The organism is Streptococcus suis, from assembly GCF_002960445.1.
GTDB lineage: Bacteria > Bacillota > Bacilli > Lactobacillales > Streptococcaceae > Streptococcus > Streptococcus hyiners.
Genome location: NZ_POJD01000257.1, coordinates 31,672 through 56,587, shown reverse-complemented (window position 1 = coordinate 56,587; position 24,916 = coordinate 31,672). Strand labels below are relative to the sequence as shown.

18 protein-coding genes are annotated in these 24,916 nt (G+C 42.7%); 11 read left to right on the top strand and 7 right to left on the bottom strand.

The genetic code is table 11. The features are described from left to right. Window positions 1–4,649: LPXTG cell wall anchor domain-containing protein (locus C1G53_RS13190; RefSeq protein WP_192873123.1), on the top strand; the 4,649-nt coding region annotated here is incomplete at its 5' end. Between the two features lie 152 nt (window positions 4,650–4,801). Here the strand turns inward: C1G53_RS13190 and C1G53_RS09545 are convergent. From C1G53_RS09545 to C1G53_RS09525, 5 genes are all read right to left on the bottom strand, one after another. Next, window positions 4,802–6,147, bottom strand: a protein-coding gene (locus C1G53_RS09545) for an IS3 family transposase (RefSeq protein WP_192873122.1) whose coding sequence is annotated in 2 segments (ribosomal slippage) — window positions 4,802–5,706 and window positions 5,706–6,147 — 1,347 coding nt in all. Because the reading frame shifts where the segments join, the coding sequence is not laid out codon by codon here. 79 nt (window positions 6,148–6,226) lie between these two features. Next, window positions 6,227–7,945 carry a phospho-sugar mutase gene (locus C1G53_RS09540; RefSeq protein ID WP_105118488.1) on the bottom strand — a complete coding sequence of 573 codons (1,719 nt, stop codon included), beginning with the start codon at window positions 7,943–7,945 and terminating at the stop codon, window positions 6,227–6,229. Between the two features lie 90 nt (window positions 7,946–8,035). Then, a complete protein-coding gene (locus C1G53_RS09535; RefSeq protein ID WP_105118487.1) occupies window positions 8,036–8,605 on the bottom strand; it encodes an ECF transporter S component in 570 nt (189 codons plus the stop codon). Continuing rightward, the gene (gene coaC, locus C1G53_RS09530) at window positions 8,595–9,140 is read right to left on the bottom strand and encodes a phosphopantothenoylcysteine decarboxylase (RefSeq protein WP_105118486.1); all 546 of its coding nucleotides are present in this window, start codon (window positions 9,138–9,140) and stop codon (window positions 8,595–8,597) included. The genes C1G53_RS09535 and coaC overlap by 11 nt, the downstream gene beginning before the upstream one ends. Beyond that, window positions 9,133–9,828, bottom strand: a complete 696-nt coding sequence (locus C1G53_RS09525; RefSeq protein ID WP_161941402.1) for a phosphopantothenate--cysteine ligase — start codon at window positions 9,826–9,828, stop codon at window positions 9,133–9,135. Before C1G53_RS09525 ends, coaC begins: the two co-directional genes overlap by 8 nt. A gap of 217 nt (window positions 9,829–10,045) precedes the next feature. On the opposite strand from C1G53_RS09525, the gene C1G53_RS09520 reads away from it, so the two are divergent. Continuing rightward, window positions 10,046–11,716, top strand: coding sequence for a formate--tetrahydrofolate ligase (locus C1G53_RS09520; RefSeq protein ID WP_105118484.1), 1,671 nt, complete (start codon window positions 10,046–10,048; stop codon window positions 11,714–11,716). 198 nt (window positions 11,717–11,914) lie between these two features. Here the strand turns inward: C1G53_RS09520 and C1G53_RS09515 are convergent, their stop codons facing one another. Together C1G53_RS09515 and C1G53_RS09510 are read right to left on the bottom strand one after the other, a co-directional pair. Continuing rightward, the gene (locus tag C1G53_RS09515) at window positions 11,915–12,823 is read right to left on the bottom strand and encodes a hypothetical protein (RefSeq protein ID WP_105118483.1); all 909 of its coding nucleotides are present in this window, start codon (window positions 12,821–12,823) and stop codon (window positions 11,915–11,917) included. A gap of 358 nt (window positions 12,824–13,181) precedes the next feature. Beyond that, window positions 13,182–13,991: a PrsW family glutamic-type intramembrane protease gene (locus C1G53_RS09510; protein ID WP_105118482.1), complete on the bottom strand. Its 810-nt coding sequence runs from the start codon at window positions 13,989–13,991 to the stop codon at window positions 13,182–13,184. Between the two features lie 182 nt (window positions 13,992–14,173). Between C1G53_RS09510 and C1G53_RS09505 the strand changes: the two genes are divergently transcribed. From C1G53_RS09505 to dapA, 9 genes are all read left to right on the top strand, one after another. Beyond that, the gene (locus C1G53_RS09505; protein ID WP_105118481.1) at window positions 14,174–15,490 is read left to right on the top strand and encodes an FAD-containing oxidoreductase; all 1,317 of its coding nucleotides are present in this window, start codon (window positions 14,174–14,176) and stop codon (window positions 15,488–15,490) included. Between the two features lie 76 nt (window positions 15,491–15,566). Next, a complete protein-coding gene (locus C1G53_RS09500) occupies window positions 15,567–16,184 on the top strand; it encodes a DUF5052 family protein (RefSeq protein ID WP_105118480.1) in 618 nt (205 codons plus the stop codon). Beyond that, window positions 16,185–16,694 (top strand): GNAT family N-acetyltransferase, encoded by a 510-nt coding sequence (locus tag C1G53_RS09495; protein ID WP_105118479.1) that lies wholly within the window; start codon window positions 16,185–16,187, stop codon window positions 16,692–16,694. Next, window positions 16,684–17,337 (top strand): DNA alkylation repair protein, encoded by a 654-nt coding sequence (locus tag C1G53_RS09490; RefSeq protein ID WP_105118478.1) that lies wholly within the window; start codon window positions 16,684–16,686, stop codon window positions 17,335–17,337. Before C1G53_RS09495 ends, C1G53_RS09490 begins: the two co-directional genes overlap by 11 nt. A gap of 8 nt (window positions 17,338–17,345) precedes the next feature. Then, window positions 17,346–17,633, top strand: coding sequence for a DUF1905 domain-containing protein (locus tag C1G53_RS09485; RefSeq protein WP_105118477.1), 288 nt, complete (start codon window positions 17,346–17,348; stop codon window positions 17,631–17,633). Between the two features lie 364 nt (window positions 17,634–17,997). Next, window positions 17,998–22,224, top strand: coding sequence for a sialidase domain-containing protein (locus C1G53_RS09480; protein ID WP_105118476.1), 4,227 nt, complete (start codon window positions 17,998–18,000; stop codon window positions 22,222–22,224). Between the two features lie 125 nt (window positions 22,225–22,349). Next, complete coding sequence (locus C1G53_RS09475; RefSeq protein ID WP_024381757.1) at window positions 22,350–23,426, top strand: aspartate-semialdehyde dehydrogenase; 1,077 nt, start codon at window positions 22,350–22,352, stop codon at window positions 23,424–23,426. Between the two features lie 88 nt (window positions 23,427–23,514). After that, on the top strand, window positions 23,515–23,883 hold the full coding sequence (locus C1G53_RS09470) for an ACT domain-containing protein (protein ID WP_105118475.1): 369 nt from the start codon (window positions 23,515–23,517) through the stop codon (window positions 23,881–23,883). 8 nt (window positions 23,884–23,891) lie between these two features. Continuing rightward, window positions 23,892–24,827 (top strand): 4-hydroxy-tetrahydrodipicolinate synthase, encoded by a 936-nt coding sequence (gene dapA / locus C1G53_RS09465; RefSeq protein WP_105118474.1) that lies wholly within the window; start codon window positions 23,892–23,894, stop codon window positions 24,825–24,827. The last annotated feature ends 89 nt before the right edge of the window (window positions 24,828–24,916 follow it).

Below are 24,916 nucleotides of genomic sequence, written 5' to 3'. Positions count from 1 at the left end.
CCATCCGCAACGGTGTCGATGGTGCCAATGGTAGCTCAGTTGTTTCAGAACGTCAACCAGACGGTAGTGTAAAAGTTTACAATGTGTCTTCTACAGGTCAGCGTACTGAAATCACCACCATTCGCAACGGTGTCGATGGTCGTGACGGTGCCAAAGGTCAAGATGGAACCAATGGTAGCTCAGTTGTTTCAGAACTTCAACCAGACGGTAGTGTAAAAGTCTACAATGTGTCTTCTACAGGCGACCGTACTGAAATCGCCACCATCCGCAACGGTGTCGATGGTCGTGACGGTGCCAAAGGTCAAGATGGTACCAATGGTAGCTCAGTTGTTTCAGAACTTCAACCAGACGGTAGTGTAAAAGTTTACAATGTGTCTTCTACAGGTCAGCGTACTGAAATCGCCACCATTCGCAACGGTGTCGACGGTACCAACGGTCGTGATGGTGCTAAAGGTCAAGATGGTACCAATGGTAGCTCAGTTGTTTCACAACTTCAACCAGACGGTAGTGTAAAAGTCTACAATGTGTCTTCTACAGGTGACCGCACTGAAATCGCCACCATCCGCAACGGTGTCGATGGTGCCAAAGGTCAAGATGGTACCAATGGTAGCTCAGTTGTTTCAGAACTTCAACCAGACGGTAGTGTAAAAGTTTACAATGTGTCTTCTACAGGTCAGCGCACTGAAATCGCCACCATCCGCAACGGTGTCGACGGTGCCAAAGGTCAGGATGGTACCAATGGCAGCTCAGTTGTTTCAGAACTTCAACCAGACGGTAGTGTAAAAGTCTACAATGTGTCTTCTACAGGTCAGCGCACTGAAATCGCCACCATCCGCAACGGTGTCGATGGTGCCAATGGTAGCTCAGTTGTTTCAGAGCTTCAACCAGATGGCAGTGTAAAAGTCTACAATGTGTCTTCTACAGGTCAGCGTACAGAAATCGCCACCATTCGCAACGGTGTCGACGGTACCAACGGTCGTGATGGTGCCAATGGTAGCTCCGTCGTTTCAGAGCTTCAACCAGATGGCAGTGTAAAAGTTTACAATGTGTCTTCTACAGGTCAGCGTACAGAAATCGCCACCATTCATAATGGTGTAGATGGTCGCGATGGTAAGAATTCAGAAGTCATAGTGACCCCAGGCACAGACCAAAATGGTAATACCGGTCAAACGATTACTATTGTCAAACCAGACGGTAGTCGCGAAACCACCTTTATCCGTGATGGTAAAGATGGTAGAGACGGTGTTGACGGTAAGGATGGCAAGTCTCCACTTGTAGAACAAATCGAAGTTCGTGAGGGAGACAAGGTTATCGGTACTACCATTATCATCAAAGATGGTGATGGTCAGGAAATCAGCCGTCAAACCATTCTCAACGGCCGCGATGGTAAGAACTCAGAAGTCACAGTGACACCAGGCACAGACCAAGATGGTAATACCGGTCAAACGATTACTATTGTCAAACCAGACGGTAGTCGCGAAACCACCTTTATCCGTGATGGTAAAGATGGTAGAGACGGTGTTGACGGTAAGGATGGCAAGTCACCACTAGTAGAACAAGTCGAAGTTCGCGAAGGTGACAAGGTTATCGGCACTACTATTATCATCAAAGATGGCGATGGTAATGAAATCAGTCGTCAAACCATCCTCAATGGTCAAGATGGTAAGAATGGTGCTGATGGTAAGAGTGCCGAAGTCACTGTTACTCCAGGCACAGACCAAAACGGTAACCCAGGTCAAACGATTACTATTGTCAAACCAGATGGCAGTCGTGAAACTACCTTTGTCCGTGATGGTAAGAACGGTGTAGATGGTCGCGACGGAAAAGATGGCAAGTCACCACTAGTAGAACAAGTCGAAGTTCGCGAAGGTGACAAGGTTATCGGCACTACTATTATCATCAAAGATGGCGATGGTAACGAAGTCAGCCGTCAAACTATCCTCAACGGTGTAGACGGTAAGAATGGTGCCGATGGTAAGAGTGCTGAAGTCACAGTAACCCCAGGCACAGACCAAAATGGTAACCCAGGTCAAACGATTACTATTGTCAAACCAGATGGCACTCAAGAAACCACCTTTATCCGTGATGGTAAAGATGGTGCCAAAGGTCAAGACGGCAAGTCACCACTAGTAGAACAAGTCGAAGTTCGCGAAGGTGACAAGGTTATCGGTACAACCATTATCATCAAAGATGGCGATGGTAACGAAGTCAGCCGTCAAACTATCCTCAACGGTGTAGACGGTAAGAATGGTGCCGATGGTAAGAGTGCTGAAGTCACAGTAACCCCAGGCACAGACCAAAACGGTAACCCAGGTCAAACGATTACTATTGTCAAACCAGATGGCACACGAGAAACTACCTTCATCCGCGACGGAAAAGATGGCGCTAAAGGTCAAGACGGTAAGAACGGTGCAGATGGTCGCGACGGAAAAGATGGCAAGTCACCACTTGTAGAACAAATCGAAGTTCGTGAAGGCGACAAAGTTATCGGTACTACCATTATCATCAAAGATGGTGATGGTCAGGAAATCAGCCGTCAAACCATTCTCAACGGCCGCGATGGTAAGAATTCAGAAGTCACAGTGACCCCAGGCACTGACCAAGATGGTAATACCGGTCAAACGATTACTATCGTTAAGCCAGATGGCAGTCATGAAACTACCTTTATCCGTGATGGTAAAGACGGTAGAGACGGTGTTGACGGTAAGGATGGCAAGTCTCCACTAGTAGAGCAAATCGAAGTTCGTGAAGGCGACAAAGTTATCGGTACTACCATTATCATCAAAGATGGTGATGGTCAGGAAATCAGCCGTCAAACCATTCTCAACGGTCGCGATGGTAAGAATTCAGAAGTCACAGTAACCCCAGGCACAGACCAAAACGGTAACCCAGGTCAAACGATTACTATCGTCAAACCAGACGGTAGTCGCGAAACCACCTTTATCCGTGATGGTAAAGATGGTAAGAATGGTGCCGATGGTAAGAGTGCTGAAGTCACAGTAACCCCAGGCACAGACCAAAATGGTAACCCAGGTCAAACGATTACTATCGTCAAACCAGATGGCACACGAGAAGCTACCTTCATCCGCGACGGTAAAGATGGAGCCAAAGGTCAAGATGGTAAGAATGGTGTAGATGGTAAAGATGGTCGCGATGGCAAGTCCCCACTAGTAGAACAAGTCGAAGTTCGTGAGGGTGACAAGGTTATCGGTACAACCATTATCATCAAAGATGGCGATGGTAACGAAGTCAGCCGTCAAACTATCCTCAACGGTGTAGACGGTAAGAATGGTGCCGATGGTAAGAGTGCTGAAGTCACAGTAACCCCAGGCACAGACCAAAATGGTAACCCAGGTCAAACGATTACTATTGTCAAACCAGACGGCACTCAAGAAACCACCTTTATCCGTGATGGTAAAGATGGTAGAGACGGTGTTGACGGTAAGGATGGCAAGTCTCCACTTGTAGAACAAATCGAAGTTCGTGAGGGAGACAAGGTTATCGGTACTACCATTATCATCAAAGATGGTGATGGTCAGGAAATCAGCCGTCAAACCATTCTCAACGGCCGCGACGGTAAGAATTCAGAAGTCACAGTAACCCCAGGCACAGACCAAAATGGTAACCCAGGTCAAACGATTACTATTGTCAAACCAGACGGCACACGAGAAACCACCTTTATCCGTGATGGTAAAGACGGTAGAGACGGTAGAGATGGTAGAGACGGTAAAGACGGTAGAGACGGTGTAGATGGTCAAGATTGTGGTTGTGATCCAAATCTCCCAACCCCACCAGTAGTCCCAACTCCACCGGTAGTTCCAACTGTGCCAGCAGTTCCAACTCCACCAGCAGTTCCAACTCCACCGGCAGTTCCAACTGTGCCAGCAGTTCCAACTCCACCAGCAGTTCCAACTCCACCAGTAGTCCCAACTCCACCGGTAGTTCCAACTCCACCGGTAGTTCCAACCCCACCAGTAGTCCCAACTCCACCGGTAGTTCCAACTGTGCCAGCAGTTCCAACTCCACCAGCAGTTCCAACTCCACCGGTAGTCCCAACTCCACCGGTAGTCCCAACTCCACCGGTAGTTCCAACTGTGCCAGCAGTTCCAACTCCACCGGTAGTTCCAACCCCACCAGTAGTCCCAACTCCACCGGTAGTTCCAACTGTGCCAGCAGTTCCAACTCCACCAGCAGTTCCAACTCCACCAGTAGTCCCAACTCCACCGGTAGTTCCAACTGCGCCAGTAGTTCCAGCTCAACCGGCAGTTCCAACTGTGCCAGCAGTTCCAACTCCACCAGCAGTTCCAACTCCACCAGTAGTCCCAACTCCACCGGTAGTTCCAACTGCGCCAGTAGTTCCAGCTCAACCGGCAGTTCCAACTGCGCCAGTAGTTCCAGCTCAACCGGCAGTTCCAACTGCGCCAGTAGTTCCAATTCCTCCAGTTGCTTTGACTCCACCTACCCCACTGGTTACTCCAAGTGTTCCAGTTCAATCAGAACCACTTAAAGTTGTGGTAACTCCAGGGACACAAGTAGCGGTATTGCCAAATACAGGTGAAACAGACTCAACATTCATATTGATTATGAGTGGAGGTGCTATTGTTGCTAGCTTATCTTTGGCTGGAACTTTAATAAGAAGAAATAACTAGTGCATTGAAACTACTTGTATTAAAGTTGCCCATTGTCAACCGAGTGGATTGTTGAAAGCTAGAGTTAGAGAGAGCGAATACTTTGCTCTCTCATTATTCATAAAAAAAAAGAGTCGCGTCTGTGTACTGACCCCAAAAAGTTGGACAAATAATTATTGAAAGGATTTAGTTCTGTATTGGACAGGACTAAGTCCTTTTAATTTTGCTTTGATTCGTTTGTTGTTGTAGTAAAAAATATAATCAGTGATAGCTTTCTCCAGTTGATCCAGAGACTTGAAACTCTTTTCAAATCCGTAAAACATTTCTGTTTTCAAGACGCCAAAGAAAGACTCCATCATCCCATTATCTGGGCTATTCCCTTTGCGGGACATGGATGGTCGAATGCCTTTGGTTTCCAAAAAGTAATGGTAAGACTGGTGCTGGTATTGCCAACCTTGATCGCTGTGGAGAATAGTCCCACTGTATAAATCTGCTGGAAAAGCCTTCGCAAGCATGGTTTGAACCTGCTTCAAGTCAGGTGACCGAGACAGGGTAAAATCAATAATCTCACTATTATAGCCGTCAAGAACAGGCGATAAGTAGAGTTTCCCTTCAGGCAAAGCAAACTCCGTCACATCGGTATAACATTTTTCATAAGGCTTAGAGCCCTCAAACTGACGTTTAATCAAATTATTAGCCTTCTTACCCACCTCACCTTTGTAAGAAGCATACTTGCGCTTACGACGAATACGAGCAGCTAAGTCCATGACTGTCATCAAGCGCTGCACCTTTTTGTGGTTGATGAAGAAACCTCGATTTCTGAGTTCTAAATAAATCCGACGATAGCCGTAATTACCTTTATGGTAATCATAAATGGCTTGAATTTCAGCCTTAATTGCTTTGTTCTTGTCGGGTTTATCCAGTTGCTTGACTTGATAATAATAAGTTGAGCGAGGCATTTTAGCTGTCGCAAGTAGGAGGTCTAGTCGGAATCCTCCTTGGACCATATCTCTAATTGTTTCTGCTGTTCGCGCACTAGTGTTTCGTCCCTCAAGCGAAGTTCTCTCAACTTTTTTAGGAAGGCCACCTCAGTTCGAAGACGTTCATTTTCCTCTTGAAGGCGCTCTAATTCCGTCATCTCTTCCCAGGTTTTCTTGCGTTTACGTCCCATCTTGCTCGGTCTCCCTCTTGGTTTTTCAAGAATAGTATACCCGTTTTTCCTGTATTGTGCTATCCAATTGGGAAGCATTCCTCGATTTGGCAAGGCATAATCAAGGGAAACTGAGAGTTGAGAACATCCATGAATCAAGACGTTATCCATTATTTCTTGCTTTAATTCAGGTGAATAATACCTATTTTTACCTTTTTCAACGATTTCCACGCCATATCGATCCATGAGATTTATCATGTAGGTGAGATTGGCAATAGTGACCTTGTATATCTGGCTAAGGTTGACCCACGACACGCCACTCTTTCTAAGCTCATATATTTCTAGTTTATCTTCATAACTTAATTTCATAAGAAAAACACCCCAATCGTTAGATTTTGTGTCTAACTTTTGGGGTGCAGTTCATCTGCGACTCTTTTTGCTTTTAATTTTACCCAACAAATTCGTTGATTTCTTTTTCGATGTTGGCGATTTTTTCTTCTGCTTCAGCAAGTGTTTCACCGACTGTTGCGATATAGAATTTGATTTTTGGTTCTGTTCCTGAAGGACGAACAGCAAACCATGAATCATCTGCCAAGGTGTATTTTAAGACGTCTGATGGAGGAGTAGTGAGTTTTTCTACGTTGCCATCCTTGTCTGTCTTAGTTTGAAGGGCAAAGTCTTCAAAGACAGCGATGTCTGTTGCGTTGAATTGGGCTGGTGAATTGTCACGGAACTTAGCCATGATTGCCTTGATTTGCTCTGCACCATCTTTACCAGAAAGTGTAACAGAAATTGTTTTCTCAGCAAAGTAGCCGTATTCTTTGAAGATTTCATCGATACCGTCAGCCAAGGTCATGCCACGAGAACGGTAGTAGGCAGCAATTTCAGCAACCATAAGTACAGCCTGGATAGCATCCTTGTCACGTACGAATGGCTTGATGAGATAACCAAAGCTTTCTTCGAAACCAAACATGTAAGTATGGTTATGCTTTTCTTCAAACTCTTGGATTTTCTCAGCGATGAATTTGAAACCAGTCAAGACATTGAACATGGTAGCACCGTAGCTTTCAGCAATCTTAGTTACCAACTCAGTGGATACGATTGACTTAGCAAGGGCAGCATTTGCTGGAAGTGTACCTGCTTGCTTGTGGGCTTCAAGGATGTACTTAGCAATGATAGCGCCGATTTGGTTACCAGAAAGGTTCCAGTACGAACCGTCAGCTTGACGAACTTCAACACCAACACGGTCAGCGTCAGGGTCAGTTGCAAGAAGGACATCTGCACCGACTTCACGGCCCAATTCTTCCGCAAGGGCAAAGGCAGCTTGGCTTTCTGGGTTTGGTGAAGCGACAGTTGAGAAGTCAGGGTCAGCAGTTGCTTGAGCTTCCACAACTTGAACAGACTCAAAACCAGCCTGTGCAAGAGCACGACGAGCCAACATTTCCCCTGTACCATGAAGTGGTGTGTAAACAATCTTCATGTCCTTTCCATACTCAGCAATCAAGTCAGGATTGATGTTGAGGTCTTTGAGTTCTTCAAGGTATTTAACGTCAGTTTCTTCGCCAAGAACTGTAATCAAACCATTTTCCTTACTTGCTTCAAGGTCAGCCAATTCAACTGCAAATGGATTGTCGATGGCACGGATGAAGTTGGTCAATGCATCGGCATCAGCAGGTGGCATTTGTCCACCGTCTTCGCCGTAAACCTTGTAGCCGTTAAATTCTTTCGGGTTGTGGCTGGCAGTCACCATGATACCTGCGATGGCGTTGTAATGACGAACAGCAAATGACAATTCAGGAGTTGGGCGAAGGCTTTCAAATACATAAGATTTGATACCATGTGCTGCCAATACTTGAGCAGACTCAAAAGCAAATTCTGGAGAGAAGTGACGTGAGTCGTAAGCGATAGCTACACCACGTTTTTTAGCTTCTTCACCTTTTGATTCTACCAACTTTGCCAAACCTTCAGTAGCTTGACGGACTACGAATACGTTGATGCGGTTAGTACCAGCGCCAATATAGCCACGCATACCAGCTGTACCAAATTCAAGATTTGTATAGAAGGCATCTTCTTTGGTCTTTTCATCCATTGCGACTAATTCTTCACGCAAGTAGTCTGGAAGGTCTGCAAAGTCGAGCCATGTTTGATAGGTTTCTTGATAAGTCATCGCATATCTCCTTATATAATTTTCTTTTAACCGCTTTCATTATACCATGTTTGAAAAGAAAAATCACGCTTTCACGTGATTTTCTGATATTTATTTTTTAACTTTCTGTAAGACTGGGACTATTGCAAGGGTTAGAATAGTTGCGATCACCATTTCAGCAATTGAGTTGACAGAAACAATGGCTGCTAGGACTACCTTTATATCACCCTTGAAGACCCCGCCGAAGAAAAAGAAAATTCCTGACAGTACAAAGAAGGTGTTTGTGACTGTTCCGGTTAATCCTGCAAGTGCAAGACCAGCCTTGTTTTGCCACAATTTGTAAATATAATAAGGAGTAATCCCAATCAAAATCCGTGGTACAAGTGCGATGAGCACTGAGTAGAGATTTCCATTCTCAACAAAAGGTGAGAAGACATAGCTCAAAGGTGAAAGAATAATACTATTGCGGATGATACTCATAATCCCCATAAAACCACCTAGTTGAGCCCCAATACGAGGACCATAGATGATACTTGCGATAATAACGGGTATATGGGTAACAGTCGGTTTGACTGGGAGGACAAAGGCTGCAAAGATAGCTTGACTGATGGTTTCGATGACGACCATAACAGCGATAAAAATAGCTAGGGTTGCGACTTGGTTGGCTTTCTTAGTTTTCATTCAGAATAGAACTCACTTTCTCTAAAATAATCTCGATTTCAGCTAGGGCACCTGTCCCAAAATCACCACAGGCCAGCAGGGCTTCGCGTGGTTTAATTTCCTCAAAGCCGTATTCTGTCAAGGTTTTGAGATTTTGCTGTGTGGCAGGATTCAGGTACATATTGGTATTCATAGCAGGGGCAATCAGCTTTTTAGTTCCAGGGGGCAGGGCAAGGGCTGTTGCAGTGACCATATTGTCAGCCAGTCCGTGCGCAAGTTTAGCGATGGTATTGGCAGAAGCAGGGGCTACTATAAATAAATCTGTCGCCTTGGCAATATCAATGTGTTTGATAGAACTAGGATTTTCTTCCAGCATGACATCTGTGTGGACCAGATTTTTTGACAGGGATTGGAAGGTCAAGGGCGTGATAAAGTCCATAGCAGAGCGGCTCATGAGGACAGTTACCTGATGGCCGAGCTTGGTCAATTGACTGGTTAAATCAGCAGCCTTGTAGGCGGAAATGGAGCCAGTTACAGCCAGAGTAATGTTAGCCATGTTTTTCTCCTTTTTCGAGAGTTTCCAAAATGAGTTGGGCAATTTCTTCTTTCGTCTGAGCTTGAACTTCGGAAGTCTTGTCTACTAAATAGGCAATATGTTGATTGCCCTTGATGTCTGTCAAGTCATTAGCAAGGATATAATCTGCACCATTGCGTTCAATGCTTTGGCGGGCAACAGCAAATAATTCTTCCTTAGAAACATCGACTAATAGCTTAAATCCAATCAGTTTGATAGAAGGATTCCATTTCTTGATGTAGGAGATGACTTTAGGCGTTTTCTTGAGAAAAAGGACTTGGTAGTCATCCTTGGAAGAAATCTTGCTTTCAGCATTTTTCTTATCCAATAAGCTAGTAATATCTTCGGTTGCCTGAACCTCCTCCAAGCCAGTCATGTAAACAGGTGTATAATCCGATACGGCCATGCTATGAATGAGGACATGGTGGGTCTTGACCAAGGGTTCTAAAGTTGATTGTAAACTTTCAACATTTGTAATTTCAATAATGGTTAAATTCTTCTGTGGTTCAGGTTTAATAGCCTGCTTGGTAGTGACAAGCGTGACTTCATGTCCAATCCTCAAAGCCTGTTCAGCAATGATTTTTCCAAGATTGCCAGAGGCATGATTGGTAATAGCACGAACTTGGTCAATGGCTTCACTGGTACCACCTGATGTAATCAATAGTTTCATGTTCATATTGTACTAGAATTTCCATTTTTCGTAAAGTTTCTGAGAAGGTCTTTTCACAAAGATTTACTAAATCATCTCCCTAACTGAAATGATTGTGGTTTCATCGGGAATAATTGTATCTAAAAACCGTACATTATCTGTAATAACTTCGGAAAATATGCGAAAATCATTTTTTCTATGGTATAATGTTTGTGAAAAATATGGAAATGGAGCTCTCATGAAAACAGATATTGAAATTGCACAAAGTGTGACCTTGAAACCCATTACTGAAATCGTTGAAAAAGTTGGTATCAGTTTTGACGATATTGAACTCTATGGAAAATACAAGGCAAAATTGTCCTTTGATAAAATCAATGCGGTAAAAGACAATGCGCCTGGTAAGCTAATCTTGGTGACTGCTATCAACCCAACACCTGCAGGAGAAGGCAAGTCAACCATTACTATCGGTTTGGCTGATGCATTGTCAAAAATTGGTAAGAAAACCATGATTGCCCTCCGTGAGCCTTCTTTGGGTCCAGTTATGGGTATCAAGGGGGGAGCTGCTGGCGGTGGCTTTGCCCAAGTCTTGCCAATGGAAGATATTAACTTACACTTTACTGGCGATATGCACGCCATTACGACTGCCAACAATGCTCTCTCTGCCTTGATTGATAACCATATACATCAAGGAAATGCGATTGGCATTGACCAGCGCCGTATCATCTGGAAACGTGTCGTGGACCTCAACGACCGCGCGCTTCGTAAGGTGACGGTTGGCTTGGGTGGGCCGCTCAATGGTATTCCACGTGAAGATGGTTTTGACATTACGGTAGCGTCTGAAATCATGGCAATCTTGTGTTTGGCGACTGACATCAATGACTTGAAAGAACGCTTGGCAAATATTGTGATTGGTTATCGTTTCGATCGCAGTCCAGTTTACGTGCGGGATTTGGCAGTAGAAGGTGCTCTTACCCTCATTTTGAAAGACGCTATCAAACCAAACCTTGTCCAAACTATCTATGGCACGCCAGCCTTTGTCCACGGTGGTCCATTTGCTAACATCGCTCATGGCTGTAACTCAGTGCTCGCTACCACAACAGCTCTGCGTTTGGCCGACTATACGGTCACAGAAGCAGGATTTGGTGCTGACCTTGGAGCAGAGAAATTCCTCGATATTAAAGTTCCAAATCTTCCAAAAGCACCGGATGCAGTGGTCATTGTCGCCACTCTTCGTGCCCTAAAAATGCATGGTGGTGTAGCTAAGACAGAACTTTCAACTGAAAATGTAGAGGCAGTGAAAGCTGGTTTTTCTAACTTGAAGCGTCACGTTGAAAATATTCAGAAATACGGTATTCCAGCAGTCGTCGCTATCAATGAATTTGTATCTGACACAGCTGACGAAATTGCAGCTTTGAAAGAACTTTGTGCTGAGATTGGTGTACCTGTTGAATTGGCTAGCGTATGGGCAAATGGTGCTGACGGTGGTGTTGAATTGGCTGAAACAGTTGTTGCTACTATTGAAAACCAAGCAGCTAATTACCAATGTCTTTACAAGGCAGACGATAGCCTAGAAGAAAAAGTGACTAAGATTGTTACCCAAATCTACGGTGGTACTGGTGTCGTTTTCGAGAAGAAGGCTCGTAATCAATTGACTGAATTTGCTAAGAATGGTTGGGATAAATTGCCAGTCTGCATGGCCAAGACCCAATACAGCTTCTCAGATGATCAGTTTGCTCTTGGTGCACCCACAGACTTTGACATTACAGTCCGTGAATTCGTTCCAAAATTGGGAGCAGGTTTCATCGTTGCTCTTACAGGTGATGTTATGACCATGCCAGGTCTTCCAAAAGCCCCTGCAGCCCTCAATATGGATGTGGCAGAAGATGGAACAGCTATTGGTTTGTTCTAGATAGAACAATAGAAGTTTATAAAATAGGATTGCTGGCAAGAAAAAAGCATAGACTCATTTTATTTAGGTAAAATGAGTCTATGCTTTTCTGTTTATGTGAGTTTAGACGCTCTTTATTTAGAGAAATAGTCTGACTATTTGTAGAATGTGTCTCCTCAGTAATTTTTATAATTCTTGAAATGAATGTTCCATCTCCACCTAATAAGCATACCAAGCGACACCTTCATAGATCCAACCTCTTTCTTGAAGTACTCTGACTTCATTTTTATCCAAGGTATAGTGATGGGAACCACTGACTAATCCTGGATGAAACAAACGATGCACTTCTTTGTTTCCATTTGAATACCATCCGATACCTTCTTGTTTCCAACCAAATCGACTTGTTAAAACGTTTACCTCATGTTTATCCAAGGTATAGTGATGGTCTTTGAGAATGGGATTATAGAGACGATAAACAGGTTTGTCATTTGAAGTAGCATTTATGAAATGCCAAGCAATTCCTTCATCATTTCCCCATCCAATTTTTACCAGATAATCTTTTTCATGCTCATCTGAGGTATAAAAATGCTCGTGGTTAACTGGATTATATAGTCTATACATAGGAATTGGAGTGTCTAATTGGTCGGGTTCATTTGTTTCGAGGACGGTTACAGTGAAGGTCGTCTTTTCTGGGGAAGATTGTTGATGTGAAGAAACGGGAGTCTGTCCTAAATAAACACCAGGAAAATAAGTCCAATTTTTTTGTGATAATTCATTTAAAAAACTTTGTTTTTTATCTGGTTGTGCTGGAAGGACGGTAACGGATGTTATTCCAGCTTTAAGTGCTTTCCAATCTCCTTTTTCTCCTATTGATAGCACAGAAGCATCCTCTACCTCAAAATCAAGACTGAATTCTAAGTCGTAGTAACTATCCGAGAGGCTACGGCGTATTTGTCCAAAATCGCCCACTCTAACTTCTGTTGGTAGGGTTAGATTGTCCAACTCAACTTTCTGACTATGGTCTGCTATATAAGAGTTGCTTTCTGCTGCATTAAGGGGTGAACCTCTCCAAAATAGTAATAATAATCCTAGAGTCAATGCAATCATAAAAATAGTTTTGTTTTTCATCTTGTTTCCCTTCTATTAACGAACCACAGTCCAATTGACATGTTTTATTTTTCAACTTCTAATAGTAAATCTTCCTAACTTATTTTTATCACTTTAATTATACAAGAGTAAAATCAAGATGTCAATATACCATATATTTTTGATGAAAAAGTAGGATGTGAGAGAACTTTTTAATCATACTTCTCGGTATTTACAAACCTTTCTAAAACGAATTTAAAAAGTTAAGATAAAGCTAGGATAAAGGAACTGGTGAGGTGGGTTGGAAAGTCAGGATAGCATAAAGATGATTAGATAAAAAAACATAGAATCACAATTAGTAAAGGTGATTTTATGCTTATCATTTAGTCTCTTTGTTAGTTTATTCTGCAAATGTATCAACAGTTCGAAAGGCAAGAAGTCCCAGCAAGACACTAGCCATTGGGAGTAGGGTTGTCAACATACCAGTGTGTAATGGAGAATTGAAGAAGAAGTGCAGACTGATACTTGCCGCAATCCAAAATAGACCTTGAACTATTGACATGGCTTTTTGTTTGGTAAAAAGTGCCACCATGCCAATAGCAAAGAGCATGGTAAATACCCAGTGGGTCCAACCAGCCTGTCCAACACGACCGATAATGGTCTCAAACCCATCCAGTTTACCAATAAACATATCACGAAAAGTGAACATGATATCTTCAACAATTTGGAAACTGAGACCCGCAATCATACCGCTGACCAAGGCATGTTTGAGAGTTATTTTTCTTGCAATTAGTAAAACCAAGAGAACAACCAGAGCCTTGCCAAACTCTTCTGCAAACGGGGCAGAAACAGCAGCCCCCCAGTCATAACGAAAATCATCACTGACCTTAACAATCTCTAGCAAAAAGTAACCGATAGCAGTGTGTCCATAGTCTGAAAAAGCCACTCCGGCAGTTAGTCCCAAAATCCAACTTAAATGACTGACTTTTTTGGAAATAGCATAGCGGTTTTCCAAATAGCGGATAAAATAGACCAGGGGAATGATATAAAGGGCAGCAACAGAAATAGTCAGTAAAAATAAGGGATACTTGGCTTCCATGCCATTTGGTTTGGCCAACTCTTCAAATATCATTTGACAGCCTTTTACAAAACCAAAGCTGGCTAAAAGGATGGGGAAGTAGGTTTTACAATAGTGTAATATGTTTCGCATTGAAAACTCCTTTGTATTAATAAATTAGTGTATGGATACATTGTAGCAAAAATTATGCCATCTTGTCTAATTTTTATCTGTTTTTTTGCTAAAGTAATTCAAAATTCTACTGCCGTAGCAGAATTGTGCCAAAACTGTTCTTTTTTGATAGACTAGGGTTGAAAAAACAAAAGGAGTATCTTATGGAACAATTTGATTTGTTAGTTATCGGTTTTGGTAAGGCTGGAAAGACCTTAGCAGGAAAGCTTTCTGCAGCTGGTAAAAAGGTAGCTTTGGTTGAGGAAAATCCTGCCATGTTTGGTGGCACCTGTATCAATATCGGCTGTATTCCAACCAAGACCCTCTTGGTAGCAGCAGATAAAAACTGGACCTTTGAACAGGTCATGGAGCAAAAAGAAACCGTGACCACTCGCTTACGGAATAAAAATGAAGCAGTCTTGAAAGGCAGTGGAGCTTATCTCTATCAAGGTCACGCGCGCTTTGTGGCTGACAAGGTTGTGGAGGTAGTTGCCGGAGAAGAAAGCCTTCAGTTAACTGCTGAAACTGTTATCATTAACACAGGTGCCAAGTCGCGTGTTCTTCCAATTCCTGGCTTGTTGGATACAGCTCACGTTTATGACAGTACTGGCATTCAGAATTTGGAGGTTCGTCCTGACAAGTTGGCAATTATCGGTGGTGGTAACATTGGCCTTGAATTTGCTGGACTTTACAGCAAACTCGGCAGTCAGGTGACGGTATATGAAGCTGGCTCTGCTATTTTACAAAGAGAAGAGGAAGTGGTTGTCAAGCTAGCTAAGGAGTATATGGAAGAAGCTGGCGTGACCTTTGTCTTGGGTGCGAAAATCGAGCAAGTAGCAGCTGCAGGAGAGCAAGTTGCCGTGACTGTCAATGGTGAAACAGCTAACTTTGATGCTGTCCTCTATGCGACAGGTCGGGTACCAAATACTGCTGACTTGGGCTTGGAAAATACGGCGATTGAGCTTTTGGAAAATGGTGCTGTTAAGGTGGATGACTACTGCGAAACGACTGTTCCAGGTGTCTATGCAGTGGGCGATGTCAATGGCGGTCCACAATTCACTTACACATCTCTAGACGACTTCCGTATCGTTTTTGGCAAGTTGACTGGAACTGGAACTTACAGCTTGAGCCAACGCAAGTCAATCCCAACCAGCGTCTTTATCACGCCTGTGCTTTCTCGTGTCGGTCTGACCGAGAAGGAAGCCAAAGAAGCGGGTTACGACTACATTGCCAATGAATTGCCTGTTGCCAATATGCCACGCGCCCATGTCAATAATGACCTCAAAGGCATTTTCAAGGTTATCGTGGATAAGGAAAGTAAGCTTGTTCTGGGTGCGACTCTCTTTGGTCGCAATTCTGAGGAGCTGATTAACCTGATTGCTATGGCCATTGATAATAAAATCCCTTATACCTACTTTAAAACACAGATTTTCACCCATCCGACTATGGCTGAGAATTTGAATGACGTCTTTAATTTTTAATGGTGTAATGACCGTCCGATAGGGCGGTTTTTCTTCTTCCATGTTACAATAAGGTATCAACCATTGGAGGTTTTATATGAGATTGAATAAAAAACTAGCACTTAGTGCTGTTTTAGTCGCAAGTTTGTTTACTTTGTCAGCCTGTCAGTCGATTTCAAATTGGTGGAAAAATACCAAGGAAGAATGGATTGGTTTGGAAATGACAGTTCGGACATTTGATGAAAATTCTCAGTTAATCGATGAAATGTCTGGTAAATCCTTATCGATTTCGCGGAATGAGGAGTTTGACTCCGTGGATGCCGAAGGCTATTCCAATGCGGATTCGTCTGTTTTGAAGGTGACACTTGGTAATTATGAAATTGACCATGTTGGTTCGTCCTTGATTGCTGCAGAAGAAGGTTTGGAGGATTTATTTGCCAAGTATCAATCTTCTGTAGATATGGTCAACTATGATCCATCTATTCCCATTGTTAATCGGATGGTTTCTAGCTTAAAAAATGATTTTACAGGAAAAGCAAAGGTTGTTTTAATTCGTTCGCAAAACGGAACACCTCTAGCGACCTATGCTGGTGATAAGGTGTCCCTCTATGCTTCCGATGCGCCTAAGACTTCTGAACTCTTAATTGACGGCAAGCGTTTGATTATCTACCGTTGTGACTATACTATTTATGACAGAGAATTGTTGGAGAACTAGATGATAAACATTCGGTCAGCTCAGATAGAGGATGCTGCAGATTTGGTGGCTATCTACGCTCCTTATGTTGAAGGTACCGCCATTACTTTTGAAACAGAAGTGCCGACTGTGGCAGAATTTGCTAGTCGGATTAAAAAGACTTTGGAGAAATTTCCCTATCTAGTCGCTGAAGAAGAAGGAGCTCTTGTGGGATATGCGTATGCTTCAACCTACAAAGATCGTGCCGCTTACGATTGGACAGTTGAATTGTCTGTTTATGTTGCTCAAGAGGCACGTGGAAAAGGAATCGGAAGTCTTTTATATGATGCCTTGGAAGAAGACTTGACGGCGCGTGGCTTTAAGAATTTTTTAGCCTGTATCGCCCTGCCCAATCCAGCTTCCCTAGCCCTCCATGAGAAACGGGGCTACGAACAGGTGGCTCATTTCAAAAAAGTTGGTTATAAATTTGATACCTGGCACGATATTGTCTGGCTTCAAAAATCTTTGGTAGGTGAAATGGATGAAAATTGAAGAACTAGAGAAACGGCTCAATGCTGTGGCTGATGCTAGTCAAGCCCAGCCTATGAAAGCTTATATGAAAAATAACTTTGAATTCTTAGGTGTACGAACGCCTGACCGCCGAAAAGTTGCCAAGCAGTTTTTCAAAGATTTCAAGGCTCAGGGAATTAACTGGGATTTTGTAGAGGCTTGTTGGGCTAGCCCCTATCGTGAGTTTCAGTATATCGCTATTGATTATCTGGTGACAAAGAAAAAGGATTTGGTTTTAGCCGACCTACCCCGTTTGAAAAAGCTTGCTCAGACAAAGTCATGGTGGGATAGTATTGACGGTCTAGACAAGCTAGTTGGTAAGATTGTCTTGGACAATCCAGAGGCCAAGCAGACCATTTTGGAATGGAGTGTGGATGATGATTTCTGGTTGAGGCGAATTGCCATTGACCACCAACTCTTGCAGAAAGAAAAGACAGATATAGAGTTGTTGGAGAAAATCCTGGTCAATAATCTCAATCAGACAGAATTTTTCATCAACAAGGCAATTGGTTGGAGCTTACGGGATTATTCTAAGACCAATCCTGACTGGGTCCGAACTTTTCTTGACAAATACCGTTCCCAAATGGCAGGCTTGTCCATTCGCGAGGCTAGTAAGTACATCTAGGAGGGACCATGTCTAAAGTTTATGAATTTGAAGCCCTTATCCATCCAGTGCCAGACAAGGGTGGAGCCTATGTCATCTTTCCCTATGATATACGAGAAGAGTTTGGCAAGGGGAGGGTCAAGGTAACCGCGACATTTGACGGTCATCCCTACGATGGTTCCATTGTCAATATGGGAGTTAAGGATGAAGCAGGCAATATCTCTTACATTATTGGCGTTCAAAAGGCTATTCGAGTTGCTATTGGAAAACAGGCTGGTGATAGAGTACAAGTGACTATTCAAGAACGTTTAGATTAGTGTGACTTGCAATTTTTTCAGATTATGGTAGAATAGGTTCATGCGATGAGCCGAGTAGTGACTTTGTCACATTCGACGCTAGGGAGGTCTTCATTAGATTGAAACGCAGGAGCGGACCTTGGTTAGATGCTGTGAACCTTCTAATCTCATCGGAAACGATGCCCTTGCCCACCCTTGAGGTGGGCTTTTTTCTTTTCTAGTAGTTCATGTTCCTATTGCACCAAATGCTTCCTATAATCAATTTTTGATGATAATCTAATACTAGATATATTCCTTGTTTTTAGCTGAGATAAGGAATTAGTGTTTTTCTTTTACTACTTCCTGGTTGTGATTAACTAGGACGGAAAATAATTGTGGAGATTATATGAAAAAGATTACCAAATCATCAATTTACAAGGTGTCCCTATTCTCAAGCATGATACTACCTGCTTTCTTCTTTGTCAAACAAGTTCAGGGGCAAGAGCTTGTGACGACTGTTGAGAACCAGCAAGCAGTTGCTGTCCTTCAACCAGTAGTTGAAAATACGGAGTTAGATGGTGAAGAGGTGGTAGACCCAGCTGCTGTTGGAGTAGAGGTTCCAGTATTTACTGACCCTCATATACAGCAATTACCAGTAGGAGAAGGTTCCCTTCTCCACTCCAATACTGCAATGGAATTTCGTGGCGGATCCGTCACAATAAATGAAGATAGTCCAGCCAAGGAATTTGAAGCTAATGAAGTTACCAAGGTCGAAGGTGCCCAATTAAATTCTAGTAACGATAAACGCCACGTCCTAGACGAAGGTACTGAACAGTTGATTAAGCAGTCTGAGAATGGCACTATATATATGGAATATAAGGCTAGCCAAAATGCAGGTTTTCATAGTATATTTTCGACATCAAGTGATACAAAGGCAAATGAATATACAGCTCTGATTGCAAAGGATAGCAGTATTATTCTTGAAAGTCGTGTAGATGGCGGACGGACCATTGCCAATGTTACTCAGATGGATGCCAATATGGTCAATGGTGAATGGAATGCTGTTGCCATGACATATGAAAAAGTCTTGAATAGCCAAGAAATGGATATCAAACTCTACATTAATGGTCAATTGTCTGGTATAACCAGAGCCAGTCAAGGAATTTTTACCAGTGCGACAGCAATGAGTCATGCTCAGCTTGGTGCAACCAAACGTGGTAACGACTTGCGTTGGGGTATTGAACAGATGGACGTTCGCAATTTTACGTTTTATAATAAAGTTTTGACAGCTGAGGAGATTGCTCGTCGTTCTGCTTTGTTTGCTCGTGAAACTTTCCCAGTAGATAGTTTGGAAAGGACCGGAATCTCTGAAAAAGTTGTGGTTTTTGAAGGCGGACGAGCTGGTCAGAAAGGTCCAGAAGGGGCAGCAAGTTTTCGTATTCCAGCTCTGTTAAGAACGGATAAAGGAACCTTGATTGCTGCTACAGATATGCGTCATGACCATTCAGGTGACTGGGGCGATATTGCGCAGGCTGTTAAACGGAGTTCGGATAATGGAACTACTTGGGGACCGACCATTAAAATAGTTGATTTAAAAAATAATGCCAAGGCAAGTAATCCGACGATTGGTGCTCCTTTAACCATCGATACAGCTCTTGTTCAAGACCCTACAACGAAACGAATTTTTGCTATTTACGATATGTATCCAGAAGGCCAAGCCTTATTTGGAATGCCGTCTCAAAGAGAGGTAGAGTATACCGTCATCGATGGAAAATCCTATCTAAATCTTTATAGTAACAAGAATGATAGACCCTTTACTTTGAGAGAAAATGGCTATGTTTATACACCAGATGGACAAATTACCCTCTATCGTGTTAATATTCGCGACACAAGTCCAGCCTATGCAAATATGGGCGATTTGTACTATGATCAAGAATTGATAGGGAATATTTATAATCAAACTGCCGACCCAGGTCTATTTCGTGTAGCAAATGCCAACTATATTTGGATGTCCTATAGTGATGATGATGGAAGAACTTGGTCTAGACCTACAGATATTACACCTAGTGTAAAAAAAGACTACATGAAGTTTTTAGGTCTGGGTCCTGGTACAGGCATTGTCCTTCATACTGGTCCAAATAAAGGGCGTTTGGTTGTGCCTGCCTATTCTGCCAACTGGGTGACTGGTTTACATGGTTCTCAATCGGCTCTTGTACTCTATTCAGATGATCATGGTAGGACCTGGAAATCTGGTAAAAGCTTCAATGATGATCGTCCCTTAGCTGATGGAACTGTTTTGCACTCTAGTACGATGAATAATCGAAAAGAACAGGGAACAGAAGCAAGCCTAGTGCAACTGGGGAATGGTCAGTTGAAAATGTTTATGCGTGGTTTAGCTGGTAAGGTACGTGTGGCAACAAGTTTAGATGGAGGTCAAACCTGGTTGAAAGAGCTAGAGGTGATGGAAGATGTTCATGATCCTTATGTTCAATTGTCGGCTATTCGTCACGTTCGTAATGGTAAAGAATATGTTCTTTTAGCCAATGCAGCTGGTCCTGACCGTAATCGTACCAATGGTACTATCCATTTGGCAGAGGTTACGACTAATGGTCGTTTAATCTGGACCCATCATACTCTTATTCAGGAAGGAAATTTCGCCTACAACTCCATTCAATATCTGGGCAATGATACCTTTGGTATTCTCTACGAGCATACGACTGGTAATCAGAATGCCTATAGTTTATATTACAAAACGGTCACTTGGGATTATTTGACAAAACCTGTGAGTACAAGTTACGCCAGTGCCGTACAAACTGTTAGTTTGGGTCGTGATAATCGGTTATATCTGTCCTTCACTAAACCGGTGTTGGCCTTGGGACGTCCTCAATTACGGATCCAATCAGGTCACCAACTGAGCTACATCGGACAGTTGGATGCTAGGACCTTGGTTTATAATTGGAATTCTACGACAGGAGTGCTTGTTTTTGACGGGCTTGTTAGTGGGGCTATTGTGACACCGGAAAATCAACAGGTCTATTTAAAGGCTATTTTTGAACCGTCACTGGCTACGTCTAGTCAGAAAGTTACAGTGGACCGCCTTTTAGTGAGAGGAGAAGATGTTTATGAGGATGGTCATCGACGCGGTCTGGCTAATTTGATGGATGGCAACCTAGATACACTAACAGAATTGCGATGGAATTTGAGTAATAGCAAGGTAAGACTTCCGCAGACTATTTCAATTCAGACACGTAATAATCAGGCTATTCAACTCGATAAGCTGGCTCTTTTCAAGCGTATCAATAATTACGGTACGGTAACCAAGTATCGTATTAAAACTTACGATGGGACAAACTTAACACATGATTCAGGGATTATTGAAGTTCCTTATGCCCAGACAGAAGATCATTATAAGTTCACAAGCAGAGTGTTTGCGAATAAGGTTGACTTGATTATTATAGAAGCTAAATTCCGACCAGAAGTTCTCAATAATCGTACGATGACAATCAAAGAGGTTGAATTGTACGAGGTGGGAAGTAGCGTTGAAGAACAGCCCTTGTTTAGAGTGGAAAAGATTGACAGTTCTCGTTTAACTGTTCGTGGTGAAAATGTCTATGAGGATACCTTTAGACGTGGGTTGTCCAATTTGATGGATGGCAATAAGGAAAGTCTGACAGAATTGCGTTGGAATTTGACAGATCGAATTACCTTGCCTCAGACAATCACTATTCAGACGACAAATGGTCAAGCAACCAGATTGCATAGTTTGGTTATGACCAAGCGTATCAATAACAATGGTACGGTTACCAAGTATCAAGTAAAGGCTTACAATGGCGCTAACTTGGTTCACCAGTCGGCTGAAATATCTGTGCCTTACGAAAGAGAAATTGAAACCTATCAATTTAGTCGAGATATTCGAGCAGATAGAATCGAATTGCTTATTTTGGAGGCGCGTGTACGCCCAAATCAAATCAATAATCGCATGATGACCTTGAAAGAAGTGGAATTATTTGAATACATTCCAAGTCAAGCTGAGCCATCCTTTGCCAATCATCAGGTACTGAGTTTGGAGCCACTTCAAACCAATGCCCAGAATGGTAAGCGTATTGAGCTAGCTAGCACTGTCAAAGATAGTCTTCTAGCTATCAATAGTGGAACAATTTTCATGGACTTTAAAGCCAGCACAACTTCAGGTTTTTATAGCCTATTCTCCACATCGAGTGCCAGTCTAAAAAATGAGTACTCAGCTCTCATTGTGCGGGATGGTCAATTAAGATTTGAAAGCCGTATTGGCAGTAGCGGTCAGACGATTGGTCATATTACAGATGCCAGCCAGCGCCTCATCAATGGGAACTGGAATACTGTTGCCATGACCTATGAACAAGTTGGGACAAGTCGTCAATTCTTGGTCAAATTATATGTGAATGGAAAATTGTCTGGACAAACGACCATGACACAAGCTCCATTTACCTCTGCAACTGCTATGGACTATGTACAGGTTGGTGGCACACGCCGTCAGACAGAACTACGTTGGACAGTTGATGAGCTCAATCTTCGTCAATTCATGTTTTATAATAGTGTTCTGACACCTGAGGAAATTGAACAACGTTCACGGATGGTTGTTTCATCTGTTTAAGTCAGTAGAAGTTAGTCCTGAGAAATTCAGTTTTCTCAGGGCTTTTCTTTTGAAAATATTATGGTATAATTATGAAATAACAAATTTTTAGAAAATTTTGAAGAATTGACCTAAAGGAGATTTCTATGGCTTATGTAGTAGCTGTTGTTGGTGCGACTGGTGCAGTTGGTGCCCAAATGATTAAAATGTTGGAAGAGTCAACCCTTCCAATCGAGAAAGTGCGTTTTTTGGCTTCTGCTCGTTCAGCAGGCAAGACCTTGCAGTTTAAGGGACAGGACATTGTCATTGAAGAAACAACAGAAACAGCCTTTGAAGGAGTGGATATTGCCCTCTTCTCAGCTGGTGGTTCTACATCTGCCAAGTATGCTCCTTATGCAGTAAAAGCAGGAGCGGTTGTCGTGGACAATACTTCGTATTTCCGTCAAAATCCAGATGTGCCCTTGGTTGTTCCAGAAGTCAATGCACACGCACTAGATGCTCACAATGGTATCATTGCTTGCCCAAACTGCTCAACTATTCAGATGATGGTTGCTCTTGAACCTGTTCGTCAAAAATGGGGCTTGGAGCGGATTATCGTATCAACCTATCAGGCAGTTTCTGGTGCTGGTATGGGAGCTATCTTGGAAACTCAGGCTCAACTTCGTTCTGTTTTGAATGACGGTGTTGAGCCCAAAGCGGTAGAAGCGAACATTCTTCCTTCTGGAGGCGATAAGAAGCACTACCCAATCGGTTTCAACGCCATTCCACAAATCGACCTCTTCACTGAAAATGACTACACTTATGAAGAGATGAAGATGACAAAAGAAACCAAGAAAATCATGGAAGATGACAGCATTGCCGTTTCTGCAACCTGTGTCCGTATCCCAGTCTTGTCTGCCCATTCTGAGTCTGTTTACATTGAAACCAAAGAAATTGCTCCGATTGATGAGGTAAAAGCAGCCATTGCAGCCTTCCCAGGTGCTGTTTTGGAAGATGATGTGGCGAACCAAGTGTATCCGCAAGCTATTAACGCCGTTGGTAGCCGTGATACCTTTGTCGGTCGTATCCGTAAGGATTTGGACAAGGAAAATGGAATCCACATGTGGGTGGTTTCTGACAACTTGCTCAAAGGTGCTGCATGGAACTCTGTGCAAATTGCTGAAACCCTCCATGAACGTGGCTTGGTCCGTCCAACTGCAGAATTGAAATTTGAATTGAAATAAGTTTATTTTTAGCCTCTTTTTAAACTATTAAATATTCCATATGAATCAGTCAAATTCTAGCGAGTGATTAGAAAGTATACGTAAATATATGAAACTTAAAATTATTAAAGGTGATTTTTCAGTTTGTAAACTTGAAGATTTTACAAAGGTTAATTTGGCGAGCTCCTATGTATTTATCGGTAAGACAGATCAAGAAAACTCACTCGTTTGTCTGAGCCAAGAAGTTCCAAGTAATGTTATTGAAGAGGATAAAGGATGGCTAGCATTTCGTGTTGAGGGGGTACTTGACTTCTCATTAGTAGGTATCCTTTCACAAATTAGTCAATTACTAGCAGAAGCAAAAATTAGTATTTTTGCAATATCTACTTTCAATACTGACTACATATTAACTAAAGCTAAGGATTTCCCAGCGGCTATCGAAGTTCTTCAGAAAGCTGGATATGAAATTATTGACTAGGAGGTTCCATGTCTATTCAAGAGTTACGAGATGTAAAAATTATTACAGCCATGATTACACCATTCAATGAGGATGGTTCGATAAATTATGCAGTCTTACCAGAGTTGGTTGAGTATCTATTGGCTCACCATACGGAAGGGATTTTGTTGGCAGGAACAACTGCTGAAAGTCCAACCCTTACTCACGCGGAAGAATTAGAATTATTTGCTGCCGTGCAAAAAATTGTCAACGGTCGTGTTCCTTTGATTGCAGGTATCGGTACCAACGATACGCGCGATTCGATTGAATTTGCTAAGGAAGTAGCGGCATTCGGAGGCTTTGCGGCAGGTCTTGCCATCGTGCCATATTACAACAAACCTTCTCAAGAAGGAATGTATCAACACTTCAAGGCTATTGCAGATGCCTCTGATTTACCAATCATTATCTACAACATCCCAGGTCGCGTCGTAGTTGAAATGACGCCAGAAACCATGTTGCGTTTGGCAGAACATCCAAATATCATTGGTGTAAAAGAGTGTACCAGCCTTGCCAATATGGCTTACTTGATTGAAAACAAGCCAGAGGATTTCTTGGTGTATACTGGTGAAGACGGAGATGCCTTCCATGCCATGAACTTGGGGGCAGATGGTGTGATTTCGGTTGCCTCCCATACAAATGGCGATGAAATGTATGAGATGTTTACTGCCATTGAACAACAAGACATCCGAACAGCAGCCGCTATTCAACGCAAATTCATTCCAAAAGTCAATGCCCTCTTCTCCTATCCAAGTCCTGCTCCTGTTAAGGCAGTTCTCAACTATCTTGGATTTGAAGTTGGCCCGCTCCGCTTACCATTGGTACCATGCCCAGAAGAAGATGCCAAACGCATTATCAAAGTTGTAGTAGACGGCGACTACGAAGCAACTAAGGCCACAGTAACAGGAGTTGTACGACCAGATTATTAAAAATTAATAATAAAGTGAAACACGTCAGTTATCTGGTGTGTTTTTCAGTTGCAAGCCTTTTCAAATTTTTGTCATTCCTGATATAATAA